The sequence below is a fragment of the Albimonas donghaensis genome (assembly GCF_900106695.1).
In the GTDB taxonomy this organism is placed as follows: domain Bacteria; phylum Pseudomonadota; class Alphaproteobacteria; order Rhodobacterales; family Rhodobacteraceae; genus Albimonas; species Albimonas donghaensis.
The window spans coordinates 245,618-266,153 of record NZ_FNMZ01000003.1 but is presented as its reverse complement, the minus strand read 5'-3'; the positions used below and the strand labels follow the sequence as shown (position 1 = coordinate 266,153).

The window sequence follows — 20,536 nt, the reverse complement described above, 5'->3', positions numbered from 1 at the left end:
TAAGTCCGTTTCCGTCCGCATGCAAACCTTCCCCGCGCGCCCGGCCCGCCCCTGCGGCGCCGAAGGCACGCGCCGGGCGCCGGCGCAAGCGGGGCCCGGTATCGGACGGATAGCGTCCGGAAGAGATGCCGGCGCGGAGCCGGCGCAGGCAGGGAGACGCGCCATGGACGCGGCGGATCACCAGGACATCGAGGTTCGGGTCGAGGACGGGATCATGATCGTGACCCTGAACCGGCCGGACAAGCTGAACGCCTACACCACGCGGATGGGGCATGAGCTGGCGGCGGCCTTCCGCGCGGCGGATGCCGACGACGCGGTGCGCGCGGTGGTGGTCACCGGGGCGGGGCGCGGGTTCTGCGCGGGGGCGGACGTGTCGGGCGGGACCGCGGCCTTCGACACCACCGGCGGCGGCTCGGCCATGTTCGACACCGACCCGGAGGCGCGGCCGGGGGGCGGTTTCATCGAGGCGATCTTCACCTGCCGCAAGCCCTCGATCGCCGCGATCAACGGGGCGGCGGTCGGGGTGGGGATCACCCTGACCCTGCCGATGGATGTCCGCATCGCCGCCGAGGGCGCGAAGATCGGCTTCATCTTCGCCCGCCGCGGCCTGGTGCCGGAGGCGGGCTCGGCCTGGTTCCTGCCGCGCATCGTGGGCCTGCCGCAGGCGCTGCGCTGGTCGCTGTCGGGCCGGGTGTTCGACGCGGCCGAGGCCCTGCGCGGCGGGTTGGTGTCCGAGACCGCCACGCCCGAGACGCTGCTGGCGCGGGCGCTGGAGATCGCGCACGAGATGACCGACGCCTCGGCCCCGGTCTCGGTCGCGCTGACCCGGCAGATGCTGTGGCGCTTCGCGGGAGAGCCGAGCCCGGCCGGCGCCTTGGCGGTGGATCGCCCGATCTCGATGGAGCGGGGGGCGCATCCGGACGTGCAGGAGGGCGTGGCCTCGTTCCTCGAAAAACGCGCCCCGGCGTTTCCCGGCAAGGTCTCCGAGGACATGCCGAGCCAGTATCCCTGGTGGTCCGGGACCTATTGAGAGGGGGGCGTGATCGAGGGGGGCGGGGACGGAGGGGCGTCGAGCCCCCCCGCCCCCGCGCAGGCTGTCGCCTGCGGGCGCCCATCCGGCGAGGTCAGAGCCCCTTGGCGGGGGTGATCAGGTATTTCACGCCGGTGGCCTTGCGCTGGTAGGTCTCGACCGTGGCGGGGTCCAGCGCCTCGGCCAGCGACAGCTCGCCCGCGTAATGGCTGGCGAAGGTGGTGGTCAGCTCGGCCGCCACCCGGTTGCGCATCCGGTCCCGGACCTCCGGGCTCGCCGCGGCGAGGAAGTTGGTCAGCAGGTAGCCCCCGGTCGCCCAGCTCAGCCCGAAGGAGCGGTCGATGATCGTCGGGCCGAGGTCCAGCGAGCCGTAGATATAGACCTGCTTGCGCACCGAGGAGCCGTAGCGGCTGTATTCCATGCCCTTGGACAGCGCCGTCTCCATCGCCGCCAGGATCTGCCCGGCCAGCTTGCCGCCGCCGATGGCGTCGAAGGCGATGGTGGCGCCGGTGGCCTCGATCGCGTCGGCCAGCTTCGCCTCGAAATCCGGGTCGGAGCTGTCGCAGATGTATTCGGCGCCGATGCCGCGCAGGATCTCGGCCTGCTCGGGCTTGCGCACGATGTTGACCAGCTTCACCCCGTCCGCGAGGCAGATGCGGTTGAGCATCTGGCCGAGATTGGAGGCCGCGGCGGTGTGGATCAGGGCCTTGTGACCCTCGGCGCGCATGGTCTCGACCATCGACAGCGCGGTCAGCGGGTTGACGAAGGCGGAGGCGCCCTCGGCCGCGGTGGCGCCGTCGGGCAGGGGCAGGCAGGCCGCGGCGGGCAGGGTGCGGTACTGGGCGTACATCGACCCGCCGAGCATGGCGACGCGCTTGCCCATCAGGCCCTCGGCGCCCTCGCCGGCGGCGATCACCGTGCCGGCGCCCTCATTGCCCACCGGCATCGACTGGTCCAGCCGGGCGGCGACGTGCTTCAGCCGGCCCTCGGGCACGGGGGCGGTCAGCACGGGGCGGTCGGCCGTGCCCGACGCCTTCATCCCCGACAGATCCGCCGGCCCCAGCAGCAGGCCGAGATCGGAGGGGTTCAGCGGCGAGGCCTCGATCCGCACGACCACCTTGCCGGGGCCGGGATCGGGGACGGCGACTTCCTCCAGCGACAGGGTCAGTTCGCCGGCGGAGGTGATGAGCGAGCGAAGCTCGAGTCCGGTGCGGTCGGTCATGGTGTCTCTCCCGATATCGTTGCGGGGGCGTCCCCCGAAATTCGGGCGGAGCCTCGCGCGTCCTGACCTGCGCGGCAAGGGGCGCCGCGGGGAGAGGCGGGGAGAGGCGGGGCGCCGCGGAACGGGACGGGGCGCCGCGGGACGGGGCGAAACGGAAAAGGGCGCGCCCGGAGGCGCGCCCTTTCCTGTCCCGCGATGCGCGGAGGCTCAGTTCACCTGGGCCAGCAGCGCGTCGACCGAGGCCTTGGCGTCGCCGTAGAACATCCGCGTGTTCTCCTTGAAGAACAGCGGGTTCTCGATGCCCGAATAGCCGGTGCCCGCGCCGCGCTTGGACACGAACACCTGCTTGGCCTTCCACACTTCCAGCACCGGCATCCCGGCGATGGGGGAATTGGGATCCTCCTGCGCCGCCGGGTTCACGATGTCGTTCGCGCCGATGATGATGACCACGTCGGTGTCGGGGAAATCCTCGTTGATCTCGTCCATCTCCAGCACGAAGTCGTAGGGCACCTTGGCCTCGGCCAGCAGCACGTTCATGTGCCCCGGCAGACGGCCCGCGACGGGGTGGATGGCGAAGCGCACCTCCTTGCCCTTGGCGCGCAGCCGGCGGGTCAGCTCCGACACCGAGGCCTGCGCCTGCGCCACCGCCATGCCGTAGCCCGGCACGATGATGACCGAGTCGGCCTCGTCCAGCGCCGCGCCCACGCCATCGGCGTCGATGGCGATCATCTCGCCGTCGATCTCCATGGCCGGGCCCGACGATCCGCCGAACCCGCCCAGGATCACCGAGACGAAGTGACGGTTCATGGCCTTGCACATGATGTAGCTGAGGATCGCGCCCGAGGAGCCGACCAGCGCGCCGACCACGATCAGCAGATCGTTGCCCAGCGAGAAGCCGATCGCCGCCGCCGCCCAGCCCGAATAGGAGTTGAGCATGGAGACGACCACCGGCATGTCGGCGCCGCCGATGCCCATGATCAGGTGATAGCCGATGAACAGCGCCATCAGCGTCATCAGGATCAGCGGCAGCACCCCGCCGGAGCTGGCGTACCAGATCAGCGACAGCACCGAGATCGCCGCCGCCGTGGCGTTGAGCATGTGCCCGCCCGGCAGCTTGGTCGCCGCCGAGGTCAGCTTGCCCGCCAGCTTGCCGTAAGCCACCACCGAGCCGGTGAAGGTCACCGCGCCGATGAACACGCCGAGGAACAGCTCGACCCGCAGGATCGAGATCTCCACCGCGTCCTTCTTGGCGAGCAGGGCCGCGAAGCCCTGCAGGCCGGCGCGGGCCGCCTCGTCCATCGGCAGCACGCGGCCGAGCTCGATATGGGCGTTGTAGCCCACGAACACGGCGGCGAGGCCGACCAGCGAGTGCATGGCCGCGACCAGCTGGGGCATTTCGGTCATCTGCACGCGCTTGGCGACGATGAAGCCGATGATGCCGCCGCCGGCGATCAGCGCCACCGACATCAGCCACAGGCCGGAGCCCGGGCCGATCAGCGTGGCGGCGACGGCCAGCGCCATGCCGGCGATGCCGTACCACACCGCGCGCTTGGCGCTTTCCTGGTTCGACAGCCCGCCGAGCGACAGGATGAAGAGCACCGCCGCGACCACATAGGCCGCGGTCGAGAATCCGTAGTCCATGTCCTCGCCTCCCTTACGATTTCTGGAACATGGCGAGCATGCGCCGGGTGACGAGGAAGCCGCCGAAGATGTTGATGCCGGCCATGAAGATCGACAGCGCCGACAGCAGGATCACCAGCCACGAGCCCGAGCCGATCTGCATCAGCGCCCCGAGAATGATGATCGAGGAGATGGCGTTGGTCACCGCCATCAGCGGCGTGTGCAGCGAATGCGCCACGCCCCAGATCACCTGGAAGCCGACGAAGACCGACAGCACGAAGACGATGAAGTGCTGCATGAAGCTGGCCGGGGCGACGAGCCCCACGCCCAGCAGCAGCGCCGCGCCCACGGCCAGAAGCGTGACCTGGCTTTTGGTCTGCTTCTTGAAGGCGGCGGTCTCGGCGGCGCGCTTCTCCTCGGCGGTCGGCTCCTTCACCTTCTCCTTCGGAGCGGCGGCGGCGATGGCCTTCACCTTGGGCGGCGGCGGCGGGAAGGTGATCTCGCCGCCATGAACCACGGTGGCGCCGCGGATCACGTCGTCCTCCATGTCGACGTTCGGCTGACCGTCCTTCTCGGGCGTCAGGTCGAACAGCATGTGGGCGATGTTGGTGCCGTAGAGGTTCGACGACTGCGTGGCCATCCGGCTGGGGAAGTCGGTGTAGCCGATCACGGTCACGCCGTTCTCGGACACGATCTTCTCGTCGGGGACGGTCAGGTCGCAGTTGCCGCCGCGCTCGGCCGCCAGGTCGACGACCACCGAGCCGGGCTTCATCATCGCCACCATGTCCTCCAGCCACAGCTTGGGGGCCGGGCGTCCGGGGATCAGGGCGGTGGTGATGACGATGTCGACTTCGGGGGCCTGGGCGCGGAACAGCTCCAGCTGCTTTTCGCGGAATTCCGGGCTGGAGGGGGCGGCGTAGCCCCCGGTCCCGGCGCCGTCCTGGCTGTCCTCGAAATCGAGGAACAGGAACTCGGCGCCCATGGACTCGATCTGCTCGGCCACTTCGGGGCGCACGTCGAAGGCGCGCACGACCGCGCCGAGCGCCTGGGCCGCGCCGATGGCCGCGAGGCCCGCGACGCCCGCGCCGATCACCATCACCTTGGCGGGCGGCACCTTGCCCGCGGCGGTGATCTGGCCGGTGAAGAAGCGGCCGAAGTTGTTGGCGGCCTCCACCACGGCGCGGTAGCCGCCGATATTGGCCATGGACGACAGGGCGTCCATCTTCTGCGCGCGGCTGATCCGGGGCACCATGTCCATGGCGATCACGGTCAGCTTCTTGGCGTTCAGCTTGTCCAGAAGCTCGGGGTTCTGGGCCGGCCAGATGAAGGAGATCAGCAGCTTGCCCTCGGGCGCCGCCTCGACCTCGCTTTCCTCGGGGCCGCGGACCTTGACGATGATGTCCGCCTGGTCCCACAGCTCCGCCGCCGAGCCCACCACCGTCACCCCCGCGTCGCGGTAGGCCTCGTCGGTCAGGCTCGCGGCTTCGCCGGCGCCGGCTTCGACCAGGCATTCATAGCCCAGCTTCTGCAGCCGCTTGGCGCTTTCGGGGGTGAGCGCGACGCGCTTCTCCCCCGCGAATATCTCTTTTGGGGCGCCGATTTTCATCCAGCCCTCCTCCTCGTTCTCCTCCAGGACGCGGTGCCGGGTCCCGGCGCGAAGAAGACCGCCCGGGCCGCGATCTGTCCACCGGGCATTTCGCGCGCGCGGCGGAAATAGGCAAGGCGTCTGGGGGTGGTTTCGCGCAATAATCTTGCGCATGGGTCGTCGCGCCGCGCTTTTCGGGCGATGGACGGCGCGGTTTCGCCCGCCAACCGCAGCCCGCCGCCGCCAGGAGCGGCGTGAGACGGCGCGAAGCACAATTCCCCGCTGTGGTTCGTATGCGAATGATTCGCTCGCGCGTGATTTTCGCCGGCCGCGGGTCTTGCCCGGCCATCTTCGCCCGGCGGGAGGCGGGTTGCAAATCCGCAGACGCGGGCATATGCACGCAATAAGCTCTCCCCCGATCGCCCCCCTTCGAAGCGCCCCGACGCAAGGAGCCGCCCGACCATGATCTCCGAGACTCTCGCCCGCGCCCTTGCGCGTCGCGGCGTGCATTACGGTTGGGTGGCCGCCGGCGTCACCTTCCTGACCATGCTGGCCACCGCCGGGGCGCTGGGCTCGGCCGGGGTGTTGCTGCTGCCCCTGCAGGAGGAGTTCGGCTGGACCAACGCCGAGATCTCCACGGCGCTGGCCATCCGGCTGATGCTGTTCGGCCTGCTGGGGCCGTTCGCGGCGGCCTTCATGAACCGCTTCGGGGTGCGGCAGGTCACGGCGACGGCGCTGGCGATGATCGCCGGCGGGATCGTCGCGTCCTTCTTCATGACCGAGGTCCGGCAGATGGTCCTGCTCTGGGGCGTGGTCATCGGCGTCGGCACCGGGATGACGGCGCTGGTGCTGGGGGCTACGGTGGCGACGCGCTGGTTCAGCCATCGCCGCGGGCTGGTGATGGGGCTGATGACCGCCTCCAACGCCACCGGGCAGCTTGTCTTCCTGCCCATGGTCGCCGCCCTGACCGAGGCCCATGGCTGGCGCCTCGCCCTGTCGGTGACCGTGGTCGGGCTGGGGCTGGCCTTCGCGCTGGTGCTGGCGCTGATGCGCGACCGGCCCGCGGATCTGGGCCTCGCCCCCCATGGGGAAACCGCGCTCCAGCCCGCGCCGCCGCCGACCACCGGCCTGCGCCCGCTGCTGGTCATGCCGATCGCCGTGCTGGTGGAGATCGCGGCGACGCGGACCTTCTGGATCCTCTTCGTCACCTTCTTCATCTGCGGCTTCTCCACCAACGGGCTGATCCAGACCCACTGGATCGCGCTGTGCGGCGACTTCGGCGTGCTGCCGGTGGCGGCGGCGGGGATGCTGGCGATGATCGGGGTGTTCGACCTGGCCGGGACCATCGGCTCCGGCTGGCTGTCGGACCGCTTCGACAATCGCCGCCTGCTGGCCTGGTATTACGGGCTGCGCGGACTGTCGCTGCTGTATCTGCCGTTCTCGGATTTCTCGGTGAACCAGCTGGCGATCTTCGCGGTGTTCTACGGGCTGGACTGGGTGGCGACGGTGCCGCCGACCGTGCGCCTGGCCGCAGAGCGTTTCGGGGGCGAGCGCGGGCCGCTGGTCTTCGGCTGGGTCTTCGCCGGCCACCAGATCGGCGCGGCCTGCGCGGCGTGGATGGCGGGGACGACGCGGACCGAGTTCGGCAGCTACATGCCCGCGCTTTACGCGGCCGGGGCGCTGTGCATTCTGGCGGCCATGCTGATCCTGGGCCTGTCGCGCGCCGCCCCGCGCGGAGGCGCGCAGGGCGTCCCCGCGTGATCGCGCAGGGGCGGGAGAGCGAGACGCGGGAGACCCCGATGCGCCAGCGCACCGACTGCTATTGCAACGAGCTTCGCAAGGCCGGCCGCCGCCTGTCCGCCCGCTACGACGCGGCTCTGGCGCCGGCGGGGGTCAATGTCGGCCAGTTCTCGATGCTGCGCCAGGTCGACCACGCGGGCGAGATTTCGTTGACCGAGCTCGGGCGGCGGGCGGAGCTCGACCGCTCCACCGTGGGGCGCAACGCGCGGGTGCTGGTCCGCGGCGGGCTGCTGGACAGCGCGCCGGGCGCCGACCGCCGCGAGGCGACGCTGCGGCTGACCCCGCAGGGGCGCGAGACGCTGGCGGCGGCCTTCCCCCTCTGGACGCAGGCCCAGGCGGAGATCGAGGCCGCGCTGGGGCGGGATGCGGCCAAGGCCCTGCGCCGGGTGCTGAACGGGATCTGAGCCCGAATCGCCGCCCCTCCTGTTGAGGCGCGGTCGCCGCCGGGCCGTGTCGGCGCAGGCATCGCCGATGCGGACTCGACGCGGACCCCGGGCTCGCGCTATGATGGCGGAAAGATGGCGACCCGCCGCCCTGTTCCTCCGGACCTTTTTCTCCGGGGTCGGGTGTTGCGAGGCCGTCACATCCCTGTCGCGCGCCGCGGGCATTCTTCTCCGACGCGCCGACCTTCGACCGGACCCATCGCCGCGAGCCCGTCGCCAGCGCCGCACGCCCCCCCCGACCGGGAGGACGCCTTGCAGGCGCGGCGCGGTTCTCGCCCTACGAAAGGACGCCCCGATGACGCTTCAGGCCGTGATCTTCGACGTGGACGGCACGCTCGCCGAAACCGAGGAACTGCACCGCGCCGCCTTCAACGCCGCCTTCGCCGAGGCCGGGCTCGACTGGGTGTGGGAGCGGGAGCTGTATTACGAATTGCTGGCCGTGGAAGGCGGGCTCGCCCGCATCCGCCACTATGCGGAGGCCTGGCGCCCCCGCGACCTCGCGATGATGGAACATGCCGGCGCCATCGAGGCGCTGCACGCCGCCAAGACCGCGCATTTCCTGGCCTCGATGGAAGAGGGCGCCGCGCTGCGCCCCGGCGTCGGGCGGCTGCTGTCGGACCTGCGCGGCTCGGGCGTGCGGATCGCGGCCTGCACCACCTCGACCCGGGAGGCGTTCGAAGGCCTGATCCTCAACGCCTTCGGCTTCGAGGCGCTGGACTGGTTCGCCGCCGTCGTGACGCGTGAGGACGTGCAGGCGCCCAAGCCCGACCCGGCCCCCTACCGGCTGGTGCTGGAGCGGCTGGGCCTGCGCCCGGAATGCGCGCTGGCGATCGAGGACAGCGCCCGCGGCGTGGCCTCCGCCCGCGGCGCGGGGCTCGACGTGGTGGCGGCGCCGGGGATCTACACCCGCGGCGAGGATTTCTCGCAGGCGCTGGTGGTGCTGAGCGACCTGGGCGAGCCGCATGTGCCCTTCGAGGTGCTGGCCGGCGATCCCGGCCCGTTCTCCTGGGTCGATCCGGATGCGCTGCGCTGGTGGCACGCCCAGGTCGGCGCCGGCCGGGGCGCCGCCGCCTGAGCGGGCGTCGCTCCCTCCCCCACACACCCCCCACACACACTCATTGACCCGAAGGGCCGGCGCCGAGATGCGCCGGCCCTTGTCGCGTCCGACAAAGTAACGACTCCATACTATATTCGCGCTGCACTGCGAAGGCGCGCGGCCAACGCAGGGGAAAGGCGCGACCTACTTGAAAGTATGTGCCCGATGCGCCCGGAAACCGCCCGCGCCGGGTTGATTTCGTCCCGAAAAGGTCATTTACCGCGTCCGCCGCGGGGCCTACGCTCCCGGTCCGGTTTCTCGCGCATTCGGAAACCATCAGGGAGGACATGACATGCGCTTTTTCAAACTCGCCGCCGTTTCGGCGGTGGCTCTCGGCGTCGCGACCGGCGCCCAGGCGGCCTGCGACGACGGCGAAGTCGTCATCAAGTTCAGCCACGTCACCAACACCGACAAGCATCCCAAGGGCATCGCCGCGTCGCTCCTGCAGGAGCGGGTGAACGAGGAGATGAACGGCAAGGCCTGCATGGAGGTCTACGGCAACTCCTCGCTCTACAACGACGATCAGGTGCTGGAGGCGATGCTGAACGGCGACGTCCAGCTGGCCGCGCCGTCGCTGTCGAAGTTCGAGACCTTCACCAAGAAGTACCGGATCTTCGACCTGCCCTTCATGTTCAAGAACATCGATGCGGTGGACGAGTTCCAGACCTCCGAGGTCGGCCAGGCCATGAAGGAGTCGATGACCCGTCGCGGCCTGCTGGGGCTCGAATTCTGGCATAACGGCATGAAGCAGATCTCGGCCAGCAAGCCGCTGCTGGAGCCGTCGGACGCCGCGGGGCTTAAGTTCCGCGTGCAGACCTCCGAGGTGCTCAAGGCGCAGTTCGCCGCGCTCGACGCCAACCCGCAGGCGATGGCCTTCTCCGAGGTCTACGGCGCCCTGCAGACCGGCGTCGTCGACGGGCAGGAGAACACCTGGTCCAACATCTACGGCCAGAAGTTCTTCGAGGTTCAGGACGGCACCACCGAGACCAACCACGGCATCATCGACTACATGGTGGTGACGTCGGTGGACTGGTGGGACGGGCTCGACGCCGACGTGCGCGACCAGCTCTCGACCATCCTCCGGGAAGTGACCGAGACCCGCAACAGCGAGTCCTTCAAGGTCAACGAGGAGGCCAAGCAGGCGATCATCGACGCCGGCGGCGAAGTGCGCCAGCTGACCGCCGAGCAGCGCCAGGCCTGGGTCGACGTGATGAAGCCCGTCTGGGGCCAGTTCGAAGGCGACGTGGGGGCCGAGAACATCGCGGCCGCCCAGGAGATCAACGCCAAGCACTGATCCCGACCCAAAACGACCCGACCCGGGCCAGGCCCGGACCGGGACAGGTCGGCCGGGGCGCGCCTCCCGGCCGGCCCGACGAGCCCCGGCGTTCCGTCCGCCGCGCCTGCGCCGACCGCCCGGCTTTGGGAGGAGCCGGAACGTCGGCGCCGGCGACGCCCGACGCGCGGACCGCGATCCCTTCGCCCCGCCCCGGTTCCGACCGGGGCGGGGCGTCCACCATCGTGACCCCGAAGCGCCGCGGCCCCGCCCCGCCGCCCCGGGGTCGGTCACTCCGGGGGGGAGGCCCCATGCATTACAAAGCCCGTTCGCCGTCAGGCCGCGCGATCAACGCCATCGAAGAGACGCTGATCGCCGCCATTCTCGGCGCAATGACGCTGGTGACCTTCGCCAATGTCGTCGCCCGCTATGTCTTCAATTCCAACATCCTGTGGGCGCTGGAAGTCACGTCCTTCCTGTTCGCCTGGCTGGTCCTGCTGGGGGCGAGCTACTGCGTGAAGACCACCTCCCACCTGGGCGTGGATGCGGTCATCAACATCGCCTCGCCCGCGGTGCGCCGCGTGCTGGGGCTGATCGCGGCGGCGGTCTGCCTGGTCTTCGCGCTGCTGCTGCTGAAAGGCGCCTGGGACTTCTGGGCCCCCTATGGCGAGCTGCAGCCGACCACCGGCCGCTGGTTCCCCACCGGCTTCGGCAATTCCCGCGGGCAGGGCTGGTACGAGCTCAACGACGTGCCGATGCCCGCGATCCTCAACGGCTTCTTCGCCGACATCTTCAACATGGGCGAGCGCTACGAGAAGATGCCCCGCCTGATCCCCTATGTGGTGATGCCGCTGTCGATGCTGCTGCTGGTGCTGCGCTTCGCCGAGGCCGGCTGGGAGATGATCCGCGGGACCCGGTCCTCGCTGATCGCCAGCCACGAAGTCGAAGAGGCGGTGGAGGAAGCCGCCCGCGCCCACCGCGAGCCCGCTGACGCCGCCGGCGCCGCCCCCAAGGGAGGGAACTGAGACCATGGAAGTCGTCATTCTCTTCGGCATGGTCATCACCCTGCTGCTGATCGGCGTCCCGATCGCGGTGGCGCTGGGCTTCTCGTCGACGGTGTTCCTGCTGGTGCTGTCGGACAGCTCGCTCGGCTCCATCGCCCAGACGCTCTACAACGCCATGGCGGGGCACTACACGCTGCTGGCGATCCCGTTCTTCGTGCTCGCCTCCACCTTCATGTCCACGGGCGGGGTGGCGAGCCGGATCATCCGCTTCTCCATCGCCTGCGTGGGGCATCTGCGCGGCGGTCTGGCGATCGCGGGCGTGTTCGCCTGCATGCTGTTCGCGGCGCTGTCGGGCTCGTCTCCGGCCACGGTGGTCGCCATCGGCGGCATCGTCATCGCGGGGATGCAGCAGGTCGGCTACACCAAGTCCTTCGCGGCCGGCGTGATCTGCAACGCCGGCACGCTGGGCATCCTGATCCCGCCCTCCATCGTCATGGTGGTCTATGCGGCGGCGACCGACGTGTCGGTCGGGCGCATGTTCCTGGCGGGCGTGATCCCCGGCATCCTGGCGGGCGTGATGCTGATGATCGGCATCTACGTGGCGGCGCGGGTGCAGAACCTGCCCAAGGGCGACTGGGCCGGCTTCGGCGAGATCATCGCCTCGGGCCGCGAAGCCGGCTGGGGCCTGTTCCTGATCGTCATCATCCTGGGCGGCATCTACGGCGGCGTGTTCACGCCCACCGAGGCCGCGGCGGTGGCGGCGGTCTACGCCTTCCTGATCGCCAATTTCATCTACCGGGACATGGGGCCGCTGCGGGGGCCGGACGGGCCGATTTCGTTCTGGCGCAAGCCCTGGACCGTGGTCACGGCCTGGGTGCATCCCGACACCCGCGACGCGCTGTTCGACGGCGGCAAGCTGACCGTGACGCTGCTTTTCATCATCGCCAACGCGCTGATCCTGAAGCACGTTCTGACCGATGAGCAGATCCCCCAGTCCATCGCCAACTCGATGCTGGACGCGGGGTTCGGCCCGATCATGTTCCTGATCATCGTGAACCTGATCCTGCTGATCGGCGGTCAGTTCATGGAGCCGTCGGGGCTGATCATCATCGTCGCCCCGCTGGTCTTCCCCATCGCCATCAGCCTGGGGATCGACCCGATCCACCTGGGCATCATCATGGTGGTGAACATGGAGATCGGCATGATCACGCCGCCCGTGGGGCTGAACCTCTTCGTCACGTCCGGCGTGGCGGGGATGCCCATGTGGGACGTGGTGAAGGCGGCGCTGCCCTGGCTGGGCATCCTCTTCGTGTTCCTGATCATGGTCACCTACATCCCGGCGTTGTCGACCTTCCTGCCCACCTACTTCATGGGGCCGGAGATCATCACCCGGTGAGGCCGGGGGGGCGTCATGCCCCCCGCTCCCCCGGACGGGGGAGGGAGACGAGCGCGGCGCCGGCGGGGAGACCCCTCGCCGGCGCCGCTGCGTTTCAGGGAAGGCGCCGGGTCAGCGGGTCAGAGGAACTTGACCCATTCGTCCAGCGGCGCGCGCTCCGAATACATCGTGTTGACCGGGTGAGTGCGGTCGATCTTGCCGATGGCGAGGCCGCAGAACACCATCGTCTCCTCCGACGCGCCGGTGAAGGCGTCGATGGTTTCGTGCAGGCGGGCCCAGGCCTCCTGCGCGCAGGTGTCGTAGCCCTCCTCCTGGAAGAGCAGCATCACCGTCTGCAGGAACATGCCCAGATCCGACCATTGCGGAGCGTTCATGCGCCGGTCGACATGGATGAAGAACGCCGCCGGGGCCCCGAAGAAGCGGTAGTTGTTGGCGAACCAGGCGAGGCGGCCGGCCTTGTCGGCGCGCTCGATCCCCAGCTTGGCGTACATCATCTCGCCCACGCCGAAGCGGCGGGTGCGGTAGGGCTCGTGCAGGTTGTCGGGATAGACCTTGTATTCGAACCCCTCGCCCTGGCCGTCGGTCTCGGCCAGCCGCTGGGCGGCGATGGCGCGGAACTCGTCCAGTTTCGGGCCGTTGAGCACCGACACGATCCAGGGCTGAAGATTGCCGCCCGACGGGGCGCGGGAGGCCCGCTCCAGCACCCGCCGGATCACCTCGTCGGGCACCGGGTCGGGCAGGAACGCCCGTGCGGAAATGCGCGCGGCGACCGCTTCGCTGACCTTCATGCTCGTCTCCTCCAAGCTGTGTCGTCTTTGGCCGAATGCATCGCGCGTTTCGCAGGGCGGCACAAGCGCATGCCTTTTTTCGGACTCGCCGGACGGCTACACTGCGCCCGAGCCGGCGCGCCGGCCGCGCCCGGTTCCGGGGTCGCGGCCGACGCGCGCCGATCGAGCCAACGGAGGCGGAATGTCCCGACCATCACCCCGTCACGCCCGCCTGGGCGCGATCCTGATCGCCGCGACCGCGGCCGGCTGCGCCTCGGCCGAGGCCCCGCCGCCCGCGCGCGGAACCCCCCCCGCCGTCGAGGCCCCGCCGCCCGAGAGCCAGACCTTCGGCGAATGGCGGATGAGCTTCCGCGGCCGGGCGCTGGCCGCCGGCATCCGCGCGGACGTCTTCGACGCGGCCTTCGCCGGGGTCACCGTGAACGAGCGGGTGCTGGAGCTGGACAACTACCAGCCCGAATTCTCCCGTCCGATCTGGGAATACCTGGACAGCGCGGTCTCCGACACGCGGGTGTCGAAGGGGCGCGAACTGGCCGCCTCCAAGCGCGCGCTGCTCGATGAGATCGAGGCCCGCCACGGCGTCGACCGGGAGGCGGTGCTGGCGATCTGGGGGATGGAGAGCGCCTTCGGGGCGAATTACGGCGACATCCCCGTGGTGCAGAGCCTGGCGACGCTGGCCTGGCAGGGACGCCGCAAGGATTTCGCGGAGGAGCAGCTGATCTCCGCCCTGCGCATCATCCAGGCGGGCGACGTGACGCCCTCGCGGATGGTCGGGTCCTGGGCGGGCGCGATGGGGCACACCCAGTTCATCCCGACCAGCCTGGAGGCCTATGCGGTCGATCATAACGGCGACGGGCGGCGCGACCTGTGGTCGGCGGACGCGGCGGACGCGCTGGCCTCGACGGCGAATTATCTGGGCCGCTTCGGCTGGACCCTGGGCGCGCCGGCGGCGGTGGAGGTGCGGCTGCCGGCGGGCTTCGACTACGCCATGGCCGACGCCGACATCCGGCGAACCGCGGCCGAGTGGTCGGCGCTGGGGATCCGGGGCGTGAACGGGGCCGGGCTGACGCCTTCGGACGGGGTGGCGATCATCGCGCCGGCCGGGGCGCGCGGGCCGGCCTTCGCGGCCTATCCGAATTTCCGGGTCATCATGCGCTACAACAACGCCACGTCCTACGCGCTGGCGGTGTCGCTGCTGGCCGACCGGATCGCGGGCAAGCCCGGGGTGCAGGGCGAGTGGCCGCGCTCGGACCGGCCGCTGTCGCGCTCCGAGCGGGTGGAGATGCAGGAGCGGCTGACCGCCCTGGGCTACGACACCCAGGGCGCCGACGGCATCATCGGGCCGAATTCCCGCAAGGCGATCCGGGGCTTCCAGGCCGCGCGCGGCCTGGTTCCCGACGGCTATGCCGGGGCCGAGCTGCTGGCCGCGCTGCGCCAGGCCGGGGGCTAGGCGCCGGGGGGCTAGGTGTGGAATCTCATCAGGTTGTTCAGTGCGACGACGGGCGTTCGGCTGCCGATGGCTGAATGTGAGCGCTTGTGGTTGTACCAGTCAATCCAGCGCGGCAGATCCCGCGCCCTGGCGTCGGATGACGGGTACGGGATCGCATAGGCCCACTCGCGCAGAAGGGTCTGGATAAAGCGCTCCGCCTTGCCGTTGGTCCTGGGCGTATAGGGTCGGGTGCGGATGTGGCGCAGCCCCAGCAGACGGATCGCCTTCGCGAACAGCTTCGAGACATAGGCCGAGCCGTTGTCGGTCATGATCCTCTCGGCGCGCACGCCGCGGGCGCGGAACCAGCGCAGCGCCCGGACCAGGAAGCCGGTCGCCGTGCCGCGGCGCTCGTCGGGCAGAACCTCGACATAGGCGAGCCGGGTGGCGTCATCGATGGCGACGTGGACGAAGTCCCAGCCTGCGCCGCGGTTGCGCCCCGCGCGTCTGTCGCCCGTACTGCGATGGCCGGCGCGCGCGAAACGCCCCAGCTTCTTGATGTCGAGGTGGATCAGCTCGCCCGGTCGGTCGCGCTGATACCGGCGCGGCGGCTCTTTGGGCTCCAGCGAAGACAGGCGGCCCAACCCGGCCTGGCGCAACCACCGCGCGACGGTGGAACGCGGCAGGTGCAGCTTCGCCGCGATCTCCGCCGCGGTGAGGCGGAAGTCGCGGCGCAGGCGGCAGGCGATGTCGATCCACGGCCGGGCGGCGTCCGGCGCGCTCGATGCGCTGGAGCGGCTTTCAAGCGCCGCCGCCCCGCCCGTCCGATGACGGCGCAGCCACTTCCAGACCGTTCGGGCGGAGACGCCGAGCTCCTCGGCGATCCGCGGGACGGGAGGACCTTCGGTGTGGCGGGCGACCATGAGGGCTCGACCATGCACGGTGGTCCGGGCATTCTTGTGCGGGCTGTTCATGCGAGGCGGTCCCGGCTGGAGGTTTGGCGATCACAGCCTAAACCCGCAGCGCGTGAACAACCTTCCGAGATTCCACAGCTAGGCGCCGACGTCGGGCTGAGGGGGCGCGGCCCGCAGCGCCCTTTCGGGCGCTCGGCGAAGGCTGCGCCTCCGCCCCCCCGCGCTTGCGCGCGGGCGCGGGCCGCTGGCGCCCGGGGCCCGACCGGCGGCGCGGGCGGAAAGGCCGGAAGGGCTTGCCGCGACCCGCCGCGCGTGTCTTCGCTGGCCGGACGCGATGGAGCGAGGGCGGGGAGAGACGTCGATATGGATCTCGGATTGTGGCTGAGCTTCGCGGCGGCCTCCGCCGTGCTGGTGGCGATTCCCGGGCCGACGGTGATGCTGGTGGTGGGCTTCGCGCTGGGCGAGGGCCGGCGCTCCGTCGCCGCCACCGCGCCCGGCGTGGCGCTGGGCGACCTGATCGCCACCGCCTGTTCGCTGCTGGGGCTGGGGGCGCTGATGGCGGCCTCGGGCGCCGTCTTCGCCGTGGTGAAGTTCGCGGGCGCGGCGTATCTGGTCTGGCTGGGCGCCCGGATGCTCTGGGGCGCGCGTCATGGGTCGGGCGCGCCCCGGGCGCAGGCTCTGCGCGCCTCCGCCAGTCGGGCGAAGATGTTCCGGCAGGCGTTTCTCGTGACCCTGCTGAACCCCAAGGCGCTGGTGTTCTTCGTGGCCTTCGCCCCGCAATTCATCGACCCGACCGCCGCCTATCCGCCGCAAGCCGCCATCCTGGTCGCGACCTTCACGGCGCTGGGCGCGGTCAACGCGGTGCTCTGGGGCCTGGCGGCGGGGGAGATGCGCGCCCGCTTCGCCCGTCCCGGCGCCATGGCCCTGGCCGAGCGGATCGGCGGCGCCAGCCTGATCGGGGCCGGGGCGCTCACCGCGCTGACCTCGCGCGCCTGAGAGCCGTGAGGGCGTGATCCCCGGTTGAGCGCGGGCCCGATCCGTGCAGGGATCGGGGGGTGAACACGCCCGCGCATCTCATCTTCGCCGCCGCCGCTTTCGCGCGCCCGGGCCAGCGGAAACGCAACCTCGCGGCGCTGGCCGGCGGGCTCGCGCCCGACCTCGCGCTGTTCCTGCTGATCGGCTGGGCGAGCTTCGTCGAGGGCCGCAGTCCCCCCCAGATATTCCGCGAGGACTATGTCTCCCCGCTCTGGCAGGGGATCTTCCGGGTGGACAACTCGATCCCGCTCTGGGGGGCGCTGCTGGGAGGCGCGCTGGCGGCGCGGGGGCCGCTGCTGGCGGTGTTCGCCGGGGCGGCGCTGCTACATCTCGCCTTCGACCTGCCGCTGCACAATTCCGACGCGCGCCCGCATTTCTGGCCGCTGAGCGACTGGGTGTTCCGCTCTCCGCTCAGCTACTGGAACCCGGCCCGCCACGGGGACCTGGTCGGCGCGGTGGAGATCGCGGCCTGCGTCGCGCTCTGCGCCCTGCTCTGGCGGAGGTTCGAGACCTGGCCCGCCCGCGCGCTGATCGGCGCGGGGCTGCTGGCCGAACTGGCGCCGGGGCTGATCTGGCCGCTGATCCTCGGGTGACCCCCGGTTCAGTGCGGCGAGGTGTCGGAGAACAGTTGCAGCACCACCACGCCCGCCACGATCAACCCGATCCCGGCGATGGCGGCGAGGTCCAGCTTCTGGCTGAAGATCACCCAGCCGATCAGGGTGATGAGCACGGTGCCCACCCCCGACCACATGGCGTAGGCGACGCCCACCGGCATGTGCCGCAGGGTGAGGGAGAGGAAGAAGAAGGCCACCGCGTAGCCCCCGACGACGACGACCGAGGGGCCGAGGCGCGTGAACCCCTCCGAGGATTTGAGCGCCGTGGTGCCGATGACTTCGCCGACGACGGCGACGATCAGATAGATCCAGACGATCATCCCAGGCTCTCCTCGAATCCGGCGGCTGCGGGGGGTGTCCGCGCGGGCTGGGTCGCCCGTCCGGCGGTCCGAGGCAATAGGCGACGCGGCGCCCCTGGTCAGAGCCGCGCGCGCATGGCGTCGGCCAGCGCGCGCGAGGTGCGGCGGATGCGGGCGAGCTCGGCCGTGTCCTGATGCAGCACCAGCCAATAGGCGCGGGTGATCCGGGTGACCTCGGGCAGCACCGGGCGCAGGATCGGGTGGCGGGCGGCCATGAAGTCGGGCAGCACGCCGAGCCCGCCGCACGCCAGCACCAGCTCCAGCTGCACCAGAAGCGAGGTCGAGGACAGCGCCGGCGCGCCGGTCGCCCCGATCTCGGCCAGGTAGTCCAGCCCCTTGTCGAAGATCAGGTCGGGGACATAGCCGACCAAGCGATGATCCTTGAGGTCCTCGGTCCCGCGCAGCTCCCGCCCCTTGAGGTAGTCCGGGTGGCCGTAGAGGCGCAGGCTGTAGTCGGTGATCTTGCGGATCTTCAGCCGACCCGCCGCCGGAGGTGTGATCACAACCGCAAAATCCGCCTCCCGCTGGCTGAGCGAGAAGGTGCGGGGCAGGGCCACGATCTGCAGTTCCAGCCGCGGATGCTCGACGCAGAGCGCCGCCGCGGCCTCGGTCACCAGGTGCGAGGCCGCGCCCTCCGGCATCCCCACCCGCACCGCGCCGGTCAGGTCATGGTGGCGCCCGCCCACCTCCATCGCGGCGGCCATGGTCACGCTTTCCATCGCCTCGGCGGCGGGCATCAGCAGGCGTCCGGCCTCGGTCAGGGCGTAGCCGCGGGGGGATCGGTCGAAGAGGCGCGTGGACAGCGCCTCCTCCAGCGCCGCCACACGGCGGGACACGGTGGCGTGGTCCACGCTCAGCGCGCGGGCGGCCGAAGTCAGTCGTCCGCTGCGCGCGACGTGCAGGAAAAAACGCATGTCATCCCAGTTCATGGGACCCGTTGTGCACCAATGCACAACCGTTTTGAACAGAATCCCATTGCCTCGCGCGGGATTTCGTGGAGGCTTCGCGCTCGAAAACGATCCCCCTGGAGGACCCCACGATGACCACCGAACTCACCCACTGGATCGACGGCCAGCATGTCAAAGGGACCTCGGGTCGTTTCGCCGACGTCTACAACCCCGCGACGGGCGAAGTGCAGGCCAAGTGCCCGCTGGCCTCGGACGAGGAGATGCACGCCGCGGTGATGTCCGCCAAGGCGGCGCAGCCGGCCTGGGCCGCGGTCAACCCGCAGCGCCGCGCCCGCGTCCTGATGGCCTTCGTGCAGCTGCTGCACCGGGACATGGACAAGCTGGCCGAGGCCCTGAGCCGCGAGCATGGCAAGACCATCCCCGACGCCAAGGGCGACGTGATCCGCGGCCTGGAAGTGGCCGAGTTCTGCATCGGCGCGCCGCACCTGCTGAAGGGCGAATACACCGACGGCGCCGGCCCGGGCATCGACATCTATTCCATGCGCCAGCCGATCGGCGTGGCCGCGGGCATCACGCCCTTCAACTTCCCCGCCATGATCCCGATGTGGAAGTTCTGCCCGGCCATCGTCGCCGGCAACGCCTTCATCCTGAAGCCGTCCGAGCGCGACCCCTCGGTTCCGCTGATGCTGGCCGAGCTGATGAAGGAAGCGGGCCTGCCCGACGGCATCCTTCAGGTGGTCAACGGCGACAAGGGCGCGGTCGACGCGATCCTCGACCATGAGGAGATCGGGGCCGTGGGCTTCGTCGGCTCCACCCCCATCGCGCATTACGTCTATTCCCGCGGCACGGCGGCCGGAAAGCGCGTTCAGTGTTTCGGCGGCGCCAAGAACCACATGATCATCATGCCGGACGCCGATCTCGACCAGGCCGCCGACGCGCTGGTCGGCGCGGGCTACGGCGCGGCCGGCGAGCGCTGCATGGCGATCTCCGTCGCCGTGCCGGTGGGCGAGGCCACCGCCGACGCGCTGATCGAGAAGCTGATCCCCAAGATCGAGGCGCTCAAGGTCGGCCCCTACACCGCCGGCAATGACGTGGATTACGGCCCCGTGGTCACCGCGGCGGCGCGGGAGAAGATCCTCGGGCTGGTCGATCAGGGCGTGAAGGAAGGCGCGACGCTGGCCGTCGACGGCCGTGACTTCAAGATGCAGGGCTACGAGAACGGCTATTTCATCGGTCCGTGCCTGTTCGACAACGTCACCAAGGACATGGAGATCTACAAGCAGGAGATCTTCGGCCCGGTGCTGTCGACCGTGCGCGCCAAGACCTACGAGGAGGCCCTGAGCCTCGCCATGGATCACGAGATGGGCAACGGCGTCGCCATGTTCACCCGTGACGGCGACGCGGCGCGGGATTTCGTGAGCCGGATCAATGTCGGCATGGTCGGCGTCAACGTGCCGATCCCGGTGCCGCTGGCCTACCACACCTTCGGCGGCTGGAAGAAGTCGGTGTTCGGCGACCTGAACCAGCACGGCCCCGACGCCTTCCGCTTCTACACCCGCACCAAGACGGTCACCTCGCGCTGGCCGTCGGGCGTGAAGGAAGGGGCGGAGTTCGTCATTCCGACCATGGCGTGATGCGGCGGCGGGAGGTCGCGGCCTCCGACGCGCCGCAGAGCAAGGGCGGCTTCGCGCCGGCGGTGGAAACCGTCGGCGCGTCGCGCACGCTCTGGGTCTCGGGCCAGATCCCCGTGACCGCCTCGGGCGAGGTTCCCGAGGGGTTCGAGGCGCAGGCCCGCGTCGCCTGGGCCAATGTCGAGGCGCAGCTGCGCGCCGGCGGCATGGGATTGTCGGACATTGTCAAGGTGACCACCTTCCTCTCGGATCGCCGATATGCGATGCCCAACCGGGAGGTTCGCGCCGAGGTTCTGGGCGAGCTGCGCCCGGCGCTGACCGTGATCGTGTGCGATATCTTCGACGAGGCCTGGCTGCTGGAGATCGAGGCGGTGGCCCAGGCCTGACCGCGCGAC

General features: G+C 70.3%; 19 protein-coding genes. 12 read left to right on the top strand and 7 right to left on the bottom strand.

Translation table 11 applies throughout. The features are described 5' to 3' along the window. The first annotated feature begins 163 nt into the window (after nucleotides 1–163). Nucleotides 164–1,030: an enoyl-CoA hydratase-related protein gene (locus BLV24_RS10700; RefSeq protein WP_092681505.1), complete on the top strand. Its 867-nt coding sequence runs from the start codon at nucleotides 164–166 to the stop codon at nucleotides 1,028–1,030. A gap of 94 nt (nucleotides 1,031–1,124) precedes the next feature. Here the strand turns inward: BLV24_RS10700 and BLV24_RS10695 are convergent, their stop codons facing one another. The 3 genes from BLV24_RS10695 to BLV24_RS10685 form a co-directional block, all read right to left on the bottom strand. Beyond that, nucleotides 1,125–2,252 (bottom strand): zinc-binding dehydrogenase, encoded by a 1,128-nt coding sequence (locus tag BLV24_RS10695; RefSeq protein ID WP_092681503.1) that lies wholly within the window; start codon nucleotides 2,250–2,252, stop codon nucleotides 1,125–1,127. A 207-nt stretch (nucleotides 2,253–2,459) separates the two neighbouring features. Further along, nucleotides 2,460–3,893 carry an NAD(P)(+) transhydrogenase (Re/Si-specific) subunit beta gene (locus BLV24_RS10690; protein ID WP_092681501.1) on the bottom strand — a complete coding sequence of 478 codons (1,434 nt, stop codon included), beginning with the start codon at nucleotides 3,891–3,893 and terminating at the stop codon, nucleotides 2,460–2,462. A 13-nt stretch (nucleotides 3,894–3,906) separates the two neighbouring features. Next, on the bottom strand, nucleotides 3,907–5,478 hold the full coding sequence (locus tag BLV24_RS10685; RefSeq protein ID WP_092681499.1) for a Re/Si-specific NAD(P)(+) transhydrogenase subunit alpha: 1,572 nt from the start codon (nucleotides 5,476–5,478) through the stop codon (nucleotides 3,907–3,909). Nucleotides 5,479–5,919: 441 nt separating this feature from the next. On the opposite strand from BLV24_RS10685, the gene BLV24_RS10680 reads away from it, so the two are divergent. From BLV24_RS10680 to BLV24_RS10655, 6 genes are all read left to right on the top strand, one after another. Next, entirely contained in the window at nucleotides 5,920–7,218 is a 1,299-nt protein-coding gene (locus BLV24_RS10680; RefSeq protein WP_092681497.1) for an MFS transporter, read from the top strand. 38 nt (nucleotides 7,219–7,256) lie between these two features. Further along, nucleotides 7,257–7,661 (top strand): MarR family winged helix-turn-helix transcriptional regulator, encoded by a 405-nt coding sequence (locus BLV24_RS10675; protein WP_092682047.1) that lies wholly within the window; start codon nucleotides 7,257–7,259, stop codon nucleotides 7,659–7,661. Between the two features lie 334 nt (nucleotides 7,662–7,995). Continuing rightward, nucleotides 7,996–8,775 (top strand): HAD-IA family hydrolase, encoded by a 780-nt coding sequence (locus BLV24_RS10670; protein WP_092681495.1) that lies wholly within the window; start codon nucleotides 7,996–7,998, stop codon nucleotides 8,773–8,775. A 313-nt stretch (nucleotides 8,776–9,088) separates the two neighbouring features. Continuing rightward, nucleotides 9,089–10,090: a DctP family TRAP transporter solute-binding subunit gene (locus tag BLV24_RS10665; protein ID WP_092681493.1), complete on the top strand. Its 1,002-nt coding sequence runs from the start codon at nucleotides 9,089–9,091 to the stop codon at nucleotides 10,088–10,090. A gap of 290 nt (nucleotides 10,091–10,380) precedes the next feature. Continuing rightward, nucleotides 10,381–11,094, top strand: coding sequence for a TRAP transporter small permease (locus BLV24_RS10660; RefSeq protein ID WP_092681491.1), 714 nt, complete (start codon nucleotides 10,381–10,383; stop codon nucleotides 11,092–11,094). A gap of 4 nt (nucleotides 11,095–11,098) precedes the next feature. Continuing rightward, nucleotides 11,099–12,469, top strand: a complete 1,371-nt coding sequence (locus BLV24_RS10655) for a TRAP transporter large permease (RefSeq protein ID WP_092681489.1) — start codon at nucleotides 11,099–11,101, stop codon at nucleotides 12,467–12,469. 119 nt (nucleotides 12,470–12,588) lie between these two features. Here the strand turns inward: BLV24_RS10655 and BLV24_RS10650 are convergent, their stop codons facing one another. Continuing rightward, nucleotides 12,589–13,257, bottom strand: a complete 669-nt coding sequence (locus tag BLV24_RS10650) for a nitroreductase (RefSeq protein ID WP_092681487.1) — start codon at nucleotides 13,255–13,257, stop codon at nucleotides 12,589–12,591. 181 nt (nucleotides 13,258–13,438) lie between these two features. On the opposite strand from BLV24_RS10650, the gene BLV24_RS10645 reads away from it, so the two are divergent. Beyond that, complete coding sequence (locus tag BLV24_RS10645; protein WP_092681485.1) at nucleotides 13,439–14,704, top strand: lytic murein transglycosylase; 1,266 nt, start codon at nucleotides 13,439–13,441, stop codon at nucleotides 14,702–14,704. An 11-nt stretch (nucleotides 14,705–14,715) separates the two neighbouring features. Here the strand turns inward: BLV24_RS10645 and BLV24_RS10640 are convergent, their stop codons facing one another. Continuing rightward, complete coding sequence (locus BLV24_RS10640; protein ID WP_092681483.1) at nucleotides 14,716–15,654, bottom strand: IS481 family transposase; 939 nt, start codon at nucleotides 15,652–15,654, stop codon at nucleotides 14,716–14,718. A 303-nt stretch (nucleotides 15,655–15,957) separates the two neighbouring features. Here BLV24_RS10640 and BLV24_RS10635 point away from each other — a divergent pair, with 303 nt between their 5' ends. After that, nucleotides 15,958–16,590 (top strand): LysE family translocator, encoded by a 633-nt coding sequence (locus BLV24_RS10635; protein WP_092681481.1) that lies wholly within the window; start codon nucleotides 15,958–15,960, stop codon nucleotides 16,588–16,590. A gap of 59 nt (nucleotides 16,591–16,649) precedes the next feature. Beyond that, entirely contained in the window at nucleotides 16,650–17,222 is a 573-nt protein-coding gene (locus BLV24_RS10630; RefSeq protein ID WP_092681479.1) for a cobalamin biosynthesis protein CobQ, read from the top strand. Between the two features lie 8 nt (nucleotides 17,223–17,230). Here the strand turns inward: BLV24_RS10630 and BLV24_RS10625 are convergent, their stop codons facing one another. Both BLV24_RS10625 and BLV24_RS10620 read right to left on the bottom strand, forming a co-directional pair. Beyond that, on the bottom strand, nucleotides 17,231–17,563 hold the full coding sequence (locus BLV24_RS10625) for a DMT family transporter (protein WP_092681477.1): 333 nt from the start codon (nucleotides 17,561–17,563) through the stop codon (nucleotides 17,231–17,233). A gap of 98 nt (nucleotides 17,564–17,661) precedes the next feature. Further along, nucleotides 17,662–18,516: a LysR family transcriptional regulator gene (locus tag BLV24_RS10620; protein WP_245710506.1), complete on the bottom strand. Its 855-nt coding sequence runs from the start codon at nucleotides 18,514–18,516 to the stop codon at nucleotides 17,662–17,664. 125 nt (nucleotides 18,517–18,641) lie between these two features. On the opposite strand from BLV24_RS10620, the gene BLV24_RS10615 reads away from it, so the two are divergent. Continuing rightward, nucleotides 18,642–20,144, top strand: a complete 1,503-nt coding sequence (locus tag BLV24_RS10615; protein ID WP_092681473.1) for a CoA-acylating methylmalonate-semialdehyde dehydrogenase — start codon at nucleotides 18,642–18,644, stop codon at nucleotides 20,142–20,144. Next, nucleotides 20,144–20,527: a RidA family protein gene (locus tag BLV24_RS10610; protein WP_092681471.1), complete on the top strand. Its 384-nt coding sequence runs from the start codon at nucleotides 20,144–20,146 to the stop codon at nucleotides 20,525–20,527. The genes BLV24_RS10615 and BLV24_RS10610 overlap by 1 nt, the downstream gene beginning before the upstream one ends. The last annotated feature ends 9 nt before the right edge of the window (nucleotides 20,528–20,536 follow it).

Excerpts from the sequence above, each read along its gene's own strand:
- BLV24_RS10620 (WP_245710506.1), bottom strand. The coding sequence starts at position 18,516 with ATGCGTTTTTTCCTGCACGTCGCGCGCAGCGGACGACTGACTTCGGCC.
- BLV24_RS10615 (WP_092681473.1), top strand. The coding sequence starts at position 18,642 with ATGACCACCGAACTCACCCACTGGATCGACGGCCAGCATGTCAAAGGG.
- BLV24_RS10640 (WP_092681483.1), bottom strand. The coding sequence starts at position 15,654 with ATGAACAGCCCGCACAAGAATGCCCGGACCACCGTGCATGGTCGAGCC.
- BLV24_RS10625 (WP_092681477.1), bottom strand. The coding sequence starts at position 17,563 with ATGATCGTCTGGATCTATCTGATCGTCGCCGTCGTCGGCGAAGTCATC.
- BLV24_RS10650 (WP_092681487.1), bottom strand. The coding sequence starts at position 13,257 with ATGAAGGTCAGCGAAGCGGTCGCCGCGCGCATTTCCGCACGGGCGTTC.
- BLV24_RS10690 (WP_092681501.1), bottom strand. The coding sequence starts at position 3,893 with ATGGACTACGGATTCTCGACCGCGGCCTATGTGGTCGCGGCGGTGCTC.
- BLV24_RS10675 (WP_092682047.1), top strand. The coding sequence starts at position 7,257 with ATGCGCCAGCGCACCGACTGCTATTGCAACGAGCTTCGCAAGGCCGGC.
- BLV24_RS10610 (WP_092681471.1), top strand. The coding sequence starts at position 20,144 with ATGCGGCGGCGGGAGGTCGCGGCCTCCGACGCGCCGCAGAGCAAGGGC.
- BLV24_RS10645 (WP_092681485.1), top strand. The coding sequence starts at position 13,439 with ATGTCCCGACCATCACCCCGTCACGCCCGCCTGGGCGCGATCCTGATC.
- BLV24_RS10700 (WP_092681505.1), top strand. The coding sequence starts at position 164 with ATGGACGCGGCGGATCACCAGGACATCGAGGTTCGGGTCGAGGACGGG.
- BLV24_RS10695 (WP_092681503.1), bottom strand. The coding sequence starts at position 2,252 with ATGACCGACCGCACCGGACTCGAGCTTCGCTCGCTCATCACCTCCGCC.
- BLV24_RS10670 (WP_092681495.1), top strand. The coding sequence starts at position 7,996 with ATGACGCTTCAGGCCGTGATCTTCGACGTGGACGGCACGCTCGCCGAA.
- BLV24_RS10685 (WP_092681499.1), bottom strand. The coding sequence starts at position 5,478 with ATGAAAATCGGCGCCCCAAAAGAGATATTCGCGGGGGAGAAGCGCGTC.
- BLV24_RS10635 (WP_092681481.1), top strand. The coding sequence starts at position 15,958 with ATGGATCTCGGATTGTGGCTGAGCTTCGCGGCGGCCTCCGCCGTGCTG.
- BLV24_RS10655 (WP_092681489.1), top strand. The coding sequence starts at position 11,099 with ATGGAAGTCGTCATTCTCTTCGGCATGGTCATCACCCTGCTGCTGATC.
- BLV24_RS10680 (WP_092681497.1), top strand. The coding sequence starts at position 5,920 with ATGATCTCCGAGACTCTCGCCCGCGCCCTTGCGCGTCGCGGCGTGCAT.
- BLV24_RS10665 (WP_092681493.1), top strand. The coding sequence starts at position 9,089 with ATGCGCTTTTTCAAACTCGCCGCCGTTTCGGCGGTGGCTCTCGGCGTC.
- BLV24_RS10660 (WP_092681491.1), top strand. The coding sequence starts at position 10,381 with ATGCATTACAAAGCCCGTTCGCCGTCAGGCCGCGCGATCAACGCCATC.